The organism is Roseovarius litoreus, assembly GCF_900142765.1.
GTDB lineage: Bacteria > Pseudomonadota > Alphaproteobacteria > Rhodobacterales > Rhodobacteraceae > Roseovarius > Roseovarius litoreus.
Window position 1 is genome coordinate 192,585 of sequence record NZ_FRCB01000007.1, and the last position, 6,392, is coordinate 198,976.

A 6,392-nucleotide genomic window follows, 5' to 3' on the forward strand; every position below is an offset into this window, starting at 1 on the left:
ATGGCCAGCTGCGGGCGGGCAGGGCAGGGACAGCGCGGGGCGCCGTCTGCGTCCAAAGCGTTGTGCCTTTACCCTGATGCATCAGCCAAAGGCGGAATACGTGCAACGATGGAACGGCATGTCGCGAAAATCCGTGAGCCGGGTTTTCGCGAAACGCTTTAAAGTCCGCCCTTGCCGGCGATGATCAGGATGACGGCGAGGGCGGCAATGAGCCCGCCCACCTTGTCGGAATCGGCCGCGGCCTCTGCGGCGACGACTTCGGGTGCGACGACCGGGTCAGAAAGCCCGCCCGCCAGAGCCGCACCGCTGAAGGCGGCAACAAAGATGATGCTGGTAAGTGTGGTTTTCATAACGAGCCCCCGATCTATATCTTGTGGCAAATACTATGGTGAGCGTGAATGCTGCGTCAACAGACAGCTAGCTTAAGATAAACAATCAGGGTATCGTCGCAACGAATGAGTAACAATTGAGGCCCGATATGGCGACGCAGCAGAAAACATCCGCTAAAACAGGCAGTGGCGGCACAGGTACCGGAAGCGCGACAACCGGTAGCGCGACAACCGGCAAGCCCGACACAAAGGCAGCCGAGCCCAAGAAGCCCGCCGAGGCGGCACGTCCCGCGCCTTCCGCAGCACCGGCCGCGCAGACGGCCGAACCCGCATCCCCCAAGCCCAGCCTGAGCGTCGTGTCGGAAACCAAGCCGAAAGTCGCCGGGGACGAGGTCAAGAAAAAGGAACTGATCGACCTTGTGGTCGAGCGGTCGGGGCTGAAGAAAAAGGACGCCAAACCGGCTGTGGACGCGGTGATCGACGTGCTGGCCGAGTTGATCGGCGAGGGGCGCGATCTCAACCTGCCGCCGCTGGGCAAGATCAAGCATCAGCGCCTCCGCGAAACCGCGAACGCGCGCATTATCGTGCTCAAGCTGCGTCAGGGAAAATCCGATGCATCGGGACAGGATAAAGCGAAAGAGAGTGTTGCAGAGGACGACGACTGACGCTAAACACCGCGCCAACGGGTGATTAGCTCAGTGGTAGAGCGCTTCGTTCACATCGAAGATGTCAGGAGTTCGAATCTCTTATCACCCACCATTTCCCCTATGACGGCAGGCCGATGTCCTGCGACACCGGCCATGCTCTGACACGAGAGCGGTGCCTGATCTGCGCGCTGTCATAGGTGCGGCCCCGCTGACGGCTTGGGCTGCGTGATCTGTTCCCTCTTTTGATCGGCGCAAGCCGTCACTTTCGGGTTTTGCCCTCTATCGAAGGGTGAAAACCGCGCGCGTCCTCGTCAAATGTCTCCAGATCGCGAGCGGCGTAGCGATATTTCAAGCTGCATGTCTTTGGCGCACACGAGGCGCGGCACGCGCCATGCTAGGGACACCTCCATCCGAGAGGCCGGTGATGGATCGGCCTGTTGCGGCACTTGCGCCCCGGCCAATCATGGCAGAGGGCGCGCCCGGATTGGCCCCTGTCGCGGCATGACATTGCGATCGGGACCATGGATTTCGCCGGGCGAATGGGGGTCTTTCCATGGGTCTTGCGATGCCATGCCGTCTGTCAAAACGCCTGTCCGGCATCTGCGCGCTGTTGCTGGCGGCACTGCCTGTTGCGGCTTCTGCCGGGACCACGGCGAACGCCTATCTTGAAGCCACATTGCAGATGGACCCGCCCAATGCGGCGCGGGAGCTTTGCGCGCGCTATGACTGGGCCTGCACGGACCGAAGGGCTGGCGCGGGGCCGTCCGAGGCGGAGCAACTTGCGCTGATCGCCATGGTCAACCGCGAGGTGAACCGCGCCGTGCGGGCCGTGTCCGACCGCCAGCAATATGGGCGATCGGATCATTGGTCCTTGCCGACGAAAGCGGGCGGGGATTGCGAGGATTACGCGCTCTTGAAGAAAAAAGAGCTGATCCGGCACGGGCTTGACCCCAAGACCCTGTTGCTTGCGACGGTGCTTGACCGGCGCCGCATACCGCATGCGGTTCTGATCTACAGATCGTCCAAGGGGGATTTCCTGCTGGATAACCTGACCGATGATGTCATCGATTGGCGCGCTTCCGCGTATATTTTCCTCAGGATGCAGAACCCCCAGGATCCGCGCCGTTGGGTCGGTGGGTTTCGTCCGCGCTGAGACCGGTCCTGCCTGCCCGCACGACCGCATTACCACCGCATATGATCCTTGCAGAGCTGCTTGTAGTTCAGAATCAAAATACCTGTGGTGTCCCGCGTTTCGCTCGCAAAGGTCCGTATGCAGTTCTCGTAGGGCGAAGCGACGAGGTAGAGGCCGATCGCCAGCGTGGCCACAAGCAACAGCAGCAGTATCTTTTCGGTCATGCCGTGCCATGCCCCTTGCAGGGCGTCACGACGCGGGCCTGAGGCCCGAACGGCGGTTCGCACAGCTTTGGTGTGGCGGGGGCCGTCGGGATCGCGACGTAAGGTGATATGCGCGGCACAGCGTAAGGTCGTGTCATAGTGACGTTACGTTAGGCTGTTCTCGTCGTTTCTGTGGCTGCGAAATGGATAGAAGGCGGTTCCAAGGGCAGTCGGCGGACCCTTTGGACGCAGCAGGCTGTCGGCGAGGAATGCGCTATCAGTTGGCGCGATTTCCGGCGCTGGCGAGAGCGGCGCCGCGTGAACCGAGACTGAAGGGTTTGCCTTTCGTGCGGAGCGCATATGCGCGCGCGGCGCACGGCGCGTGCATCCCGTTGGAGCGTCCGATTGCCGGGTTCTGCCTCTTGCGCGGGGGGGCGCACTTGGCTAAGAGGCTTCGGCGCGGGTCGTTAGCTCAGTTGGTAGAGCGCTTCGTTTACACCGAAGATGTCGGGGGTTCGAGTCCCTCACGACCCACCATGATCCCCAATCTCCGGTTTTGCCTGCTCAGTTGCCCCGCGCGCGATGTGGCGGGTCTGGGCATGGGTCGGCGCGGCGGTCCGGGTGATGCCGCGCCGGGTAACAAGACTTAAAGAATCGGTGACATCTGCTGCCAGCGTTCGAACCAGTCGGGGCCTTCGAGGGCCAGGATCATGAGGGCCGGCAGAACCACCAGGAAACCGGTGATGATCAGCATGGCGCTGAACAGTCCCTTGAACATCGCGCATCTCCTTTGTTGTTGGACCATGCGGAAATAGGCCCGCGCAGGCACCAAGCAAGAGCGCCGCTGCTGCCTGCGCCGCAGCGCCGCACCCCCGGGATTTGGGCCGTGTCGTGCAAGGCCATAAGGGCAGGTGGCGCGGATCGTGAATTTTCCGAAACGGGCGCTTGACGCCACGCGGCGCTGCCCCTAAGAAGCGCATCACGCCTGAGCGATCGGGCGGGCAGCGAGCGGTTGTAGCTCAGTTGGTTAGAGTACCGGCCTGTCACGCCGGGGGTCGCGGGTTCGAGCCCCGTCAACCGCGCCACCGCTGTCCAGATGATCGACCAAGACGTGATTGCGCGGTTGTAGCTCAGTTGGTTAGAGTACCGGCCTGTCACGCCGGGGGTCGCGGGTTCGAGCCCCGTCAACCGCGCCACTTCTTCCCCTTACCTCACGCCGGAGCGATGCCATGTTGCGGATACTGGATCAGCTGCCGTTTTGGGTCGTGCTGGTGCTCTGCGCCACGCTTGGGCTGGCGCCGTTCAGCCCCGAGCCGCATCTTTGGGAAAAGCTCAAGATGTTGGCGGCGGGCGATCTGGTGCGCGTCATCGACTGGTTCGATCTGGGGTTGCACGGGCTGCCCTGGCTGCTGTTGGCCGCCAAGGGGCTGCGGGCGCTCAGTCGAAAAACGCGCTGAGCGCGGCAAGCGTCGCCTTGGGGGCGGTGTCAGGGAAGAAATGCCCGCCCGGGATGGCTTGGGCGCGCGCATCGAGCGCCTTGGGCTCCCATGTCGCGGCCACGTCATACTGGCGGGCCATCGCCCCATCCGCCCCGTAGAGCACGAGAAACGGACAGGCGACGCGCTGGTTGAGATCGCGGGCATCGTCGGTGACATCATGATCGAGTGCTGCGCGATAATCGTTGCACATGCCACGGATCGTGTCCGGGTCACGCCAAGCCGCGCGGTAAGCCGCAAGCTGGCCCGCATCGAAATCCTCGAGCCGCGCGCCGCCCCATCCCAAAAGGCACGACTGGAAATAGGCGTCGGGGTCGTGCCCGATCAGGGTTTCGGGAAAGGGGGCGGGCTGTGCGAGGAAAAACCAGTGGTAATAGGCCCGCGCCACCGCGAGCTTGAGATCGCTCAGCAGCGTGTGGGTCGGCACGATATCCATCACGCATAGCCGCGTCAGCCGGTGCGGCGCATCGAGCGCCAGCCTGTGCGCCACGCGCCCGCCGCGATCATGCCCCGCGAGCGCGAAGCGCGCATGGCCCAGCTGATCCATCAGCGCGCAGATATCCCGCGCCATCTGTCGAAAGCTGTAATCGGCCACGTCCGGCGGCTTGGACGAGGCGCCATAGCCGCGCAGATCGGGGCAGATCACCCGATGCGTCCGGGCCATTCCCGGCGCGATATGCGCCCACATCGCACGGGTCTGCGGAAAACCGTGCAAAAGCACCAGCGGCGGGCCATCCCCGCCGCTGCTATAGGCGATGGTCACACCGTTCACCCGTGCGGTGTGATCGGTGAAGCCGGGGATCACGCTCATGCAGCGCCTTTGCGCGACAGGGCGTCAAGGATCCGCGCCCAGCTTCGGATGCCCTTGTGGAAGCTTTCCAGATCGTATTTCTCGTTCGGGGAATGGATCGCGTCGTCATCCTTGCCAAAGCCGATCAGCATGGCGTTCATGCCCAGGATCGAGCCGAAATGCCCCGCGATCGGGATCGACCCACCGCACCCCACATAGGCCGCAGGCTCGGGCCATTCCTCGGACAGGGCCTGTCGCGCGGCCTCGAAGGCGGGGTCGGAGGTTTCCATGACCGAGGCCGCTGATCCGCCATGGGGTTTGAACTCGATCCTGCAATCCTGGGGCAGGCGGGCGCGCACGAAGGCGCGGAAGGCGTCGCGGATGCGGTCGGGGTCCTGCCCCTCGACCAGCCGGAAGCTGATCTTGGCATGGGCCTTGGCGGGCAGCACCGTCTTGAAGCCATCGCCCGTATAACCGCCCCAGATGCCGTTGACCTCGGCGGTGGGGCGCGACCAGATCATCTCGAGCGGGGTACGATCCGCTTCGCCTGCAGGCTGCGACAGGCCGACTGACCCCAGAAACCCCTGCCAGTCGAAACCCAGGGCCTCCCATTGGGCGCGCATCTCGGGTGAGAGATCGGGGATGCCGTCATAAAAGCCGGGGATCGTGACGCGGCCCTCGTCATCGTGGATATCGGCGAGGATCTTCGACAGGGCGCGGATCGGGTTCATCGCCAGCCCGCCGAAAAAGCCCGAATGCAGGTCCATGTCGGGGCCTTGTACGGTGATCTGCTCGCCGACCATGCCGCGCAGCATGGTGACGATGGCAGGCGTGCGCGACTGGAAGAGGCCGGTGTCGCAGATCAGCGCGATATCGGCGCGCAGCTCGTCGGCGTTTTCCGTCATGAAAGGCACCAATGAGGGCGACCCTGATTCTTCCTCGCCCTCGAAGAAGAAGGTGATCGCGCAGGGCAGGGCGCCGTTCACCTCGCGCCAGGCGCGGCAGGCCTCGACGAAGGTCATCAGCTGGCCCTTGTCGTCCGAACTGCCCCGGCCCCGGATCACGCGGCCCTTGGGCGTCTCTTCGACGCAGGGCGCGAAGGGGTCGCTGTCCCACAGCTCCAGCGGATCGACGGGCTGCACGTCGTAATGACCATAAAACAGCAGGTGCGGGCCGTCGCCCGCGACATGGCCCACTACCATCGGATGACCGAGGGTGATGCGCTTCTCTGCCTTTATTCCAAGGGATTTGAGGTCCTCCACCAGCCAATCGGCGGCCTCGGAGCAGGGCTGTTTGTAGGCCGGATCGGTCGAGATCGAGGGAATGCGCAACAGCTCGAGCAGCCGGTCGGTGGCGGCGGGCAACTGGTCGTCAATGCGGGCCAGAACGGCGTCCAGTGACATGGTCAATCCTTGTGTAACTGCTATGTGCTAGCAAGGGTAACAGGCCCGAGTCTGCTGTCCAGCGCGATTGATCCAGGTCAAGGACCGGCGCGCGGCAATTTGTAACCTGTTGCGTGCAAGGTGCTGGTTCTATATGCATCACCGTTAATGAATATGTCGCACCATGTGCGCCATCCGCAGAGACCGAATGGTCAGGCGGAAGCTACGAAGGAGGGGACGCCAGTGGATTACACGGCGAAGCTGGACGACGCGATCGATCGTCTGCATCAGGAAGGCCGCTACCGGACCTTCATCGACATCGAACGCCGCAATGGCCAGTTTCCGCATGCCACATGGCGCCGTCCCGACGGCACCGAGCAGCCGATCACCGTCTGGTGCGGCAACGACTATCT

The 6,392-nt window shown here is 63.4% G+C and carries 8 protein-coding genes, 4 tRNA genes and 1 pseudogene; 8 read left to right on the top strand and 5 right to left on the bottom strand.

The features are described from left to right. Nucleotides 1–158 precede the first annotated feature (158 nt). Nucleotides 159–350: a hypothetical protein gene (locus tag F3H35_RS14300; protein WP_149780226.1), complete on the bottom strand. Its 192-nt coding sequence runs from the start codon at nucleotides 348–350 to the stop codon at nucleotides 159–161. 128 nt (nucleotides 351–478) lie between these two features. On the opposite strand from F3H35_RS14300, the gene F3H35_RS14305 reads away from it, so the two are divergent. The 3 genes from F3H35_RS14305 (at nucleotide 479) to F3H35_RS14315 (ending at nucleotide 2,129) form a co-directional block, all read left to right on the top strand. Next, entirely contained in the window at nucleotides 479–994 is a 516-nt protein-coding gene (locus tag F3H35_RS14305) for an HU family DNA-binding protein (protein ID WP_149780227.1), read from the top strand. A 19-nt stretch (nucleotides 995–1,013) separates the two neighbouring features. Next, a tRNA-Val gene (locus F3H35_RS14310) sits at nucleotides 1,014–1,088 on the top strand. A gap of 453 nt (nucleotides 1,089–1,541) precedes the next feature. Continuing rightward, complete coding sequence (locus F3H35_RS14315; protein WP_223228423.1) at nucleotides 1,542–2,129, top strand: transglutaminase-like cysteine peptidase; 588 nt, start codon at nucleotides 1,542–1,544, stop codon at nucleotides 2,127–2,129. A 29-nt stretch (nucleotides 2,130–2,158) separates the two neighbouring features. Here the strand turns inward: F3H35_RS14315 and F3H35_RS18900 are convergent, their stop codons facing one another. Continuing rightward, on the bottom strand, nucleotides 2,159–2,332 hold the full coding sequence (locus tag F3H35_RS18900; protein ID WP_188129979.1) for a hypothetical protein: 174 nt from the start codon (nucleotides 2,330–2,332) through the stop codon (nucleotides 2,159–2,161). A gap of 440 nt (nucleotides 2,333–2,772) precedes the next feature. Between F3H35_RS18900 and F3H35_RS14320 the strand changes: the two genes are divergently transcribed. Continuing rightward, nucleotides 2,773–2,848, top strand: a tRNA-Val gene (locus F3H35_RS14320). A 109-nt stretch (nucleotides 2,849–2,957) separates the two neighbouring features. Here the strand turns inward: F3H35_RS14320 and F3H35_RS19155 are convergent. Next, on the bottom strand, nucleotides 2,958–3,089 hold the full coding sequence (locus F3H35_RS19155; RefSeq protein ID WP_262975135.1) for a hypothetical protein: 132 nt from the start codon (nucleotides 3,087–3,089) through the stop codon (nucleotides 2,958–2,960). A 230-nt stretch (nucleotides 3,090–3,319) separates the two neighbouring features. Between F3H35_RS19155 and F3H35_RS14325 the strand changes: the two genes are divergently transcribed. The 3 genes from F3H35_RS14325 (at nucleotide 3,320) to F3H35_RS14335 (ending at nucleotide 3,768) form a co-directional block, all read left to right on the top strand. Beyond that, nucleotides 3,320–3,396 (top strand) — tRNA-Asp (locus F3H35_RS14325). 34 nt (nucleotides 3,397–3,430) lie between these two features. Beyond that, nucleotides 3,431–3,507 (top strand) — tRNA-Asp (locus F3H35_RS14330). A gap of 33 nt (nucleotides 3,508–3,540) precedes the next feature. Continuing rightward, nucleotides 3,541–3,768, top strand: coding sequence for an RND transporter (locus F3H35_RS14335; RefSeq protein WP_188129980.1), 228 nt, complete (start codon nucleotides 3,541–3,543; stop codon nucleotides 3,766–3,768). On the opposite strand, the gene F3H35_RS14340 is transcribed toward F3H35_RS14335, so the two are convergent. After that, on the bottom strand, nucleotides 3,749–4,618 hold the full coding sequence (locus F3H35_RS14340; RefSeq protein ID WP_149780229.1) for an alpha/beta fold hydrolase: 870 nt from the start codon (nucleotides 4,616–4,618) through the stop codon (nucleotides 3,749–3,751). The two genes, F3H35_RS14335 and F3H35_RS14340, sit on opposite strands and share 20 nt — an antisense overlap. Further along, a complete protein-coding gene (locus F3H35_RS14345) occupies nucleotides 4,615–6,000 on the bottom strand; it encodes a M20/M25/M40 family metallo-hydrolase (protein WP_149780230.1) in 1,386 nt (461 codons plus the stop codon). The genes F3H35_RS14340 and F3H35_RS14345 overlap by 4 nt, the downstream gene beginning before the upstream one ends. A gap of 222 nt (nucleotides 6,001–6,222) precedes the next feature. Here F3H35_RS14345 and F3H35_RS14350 point away from each other — a divergent pair. Further along, nucleotides 6,223–6,392 (top strand): annotated as a pseudogene (locus F3H35_RS14350) (5-aminolevulinate synthase); the annotation flags it as partial.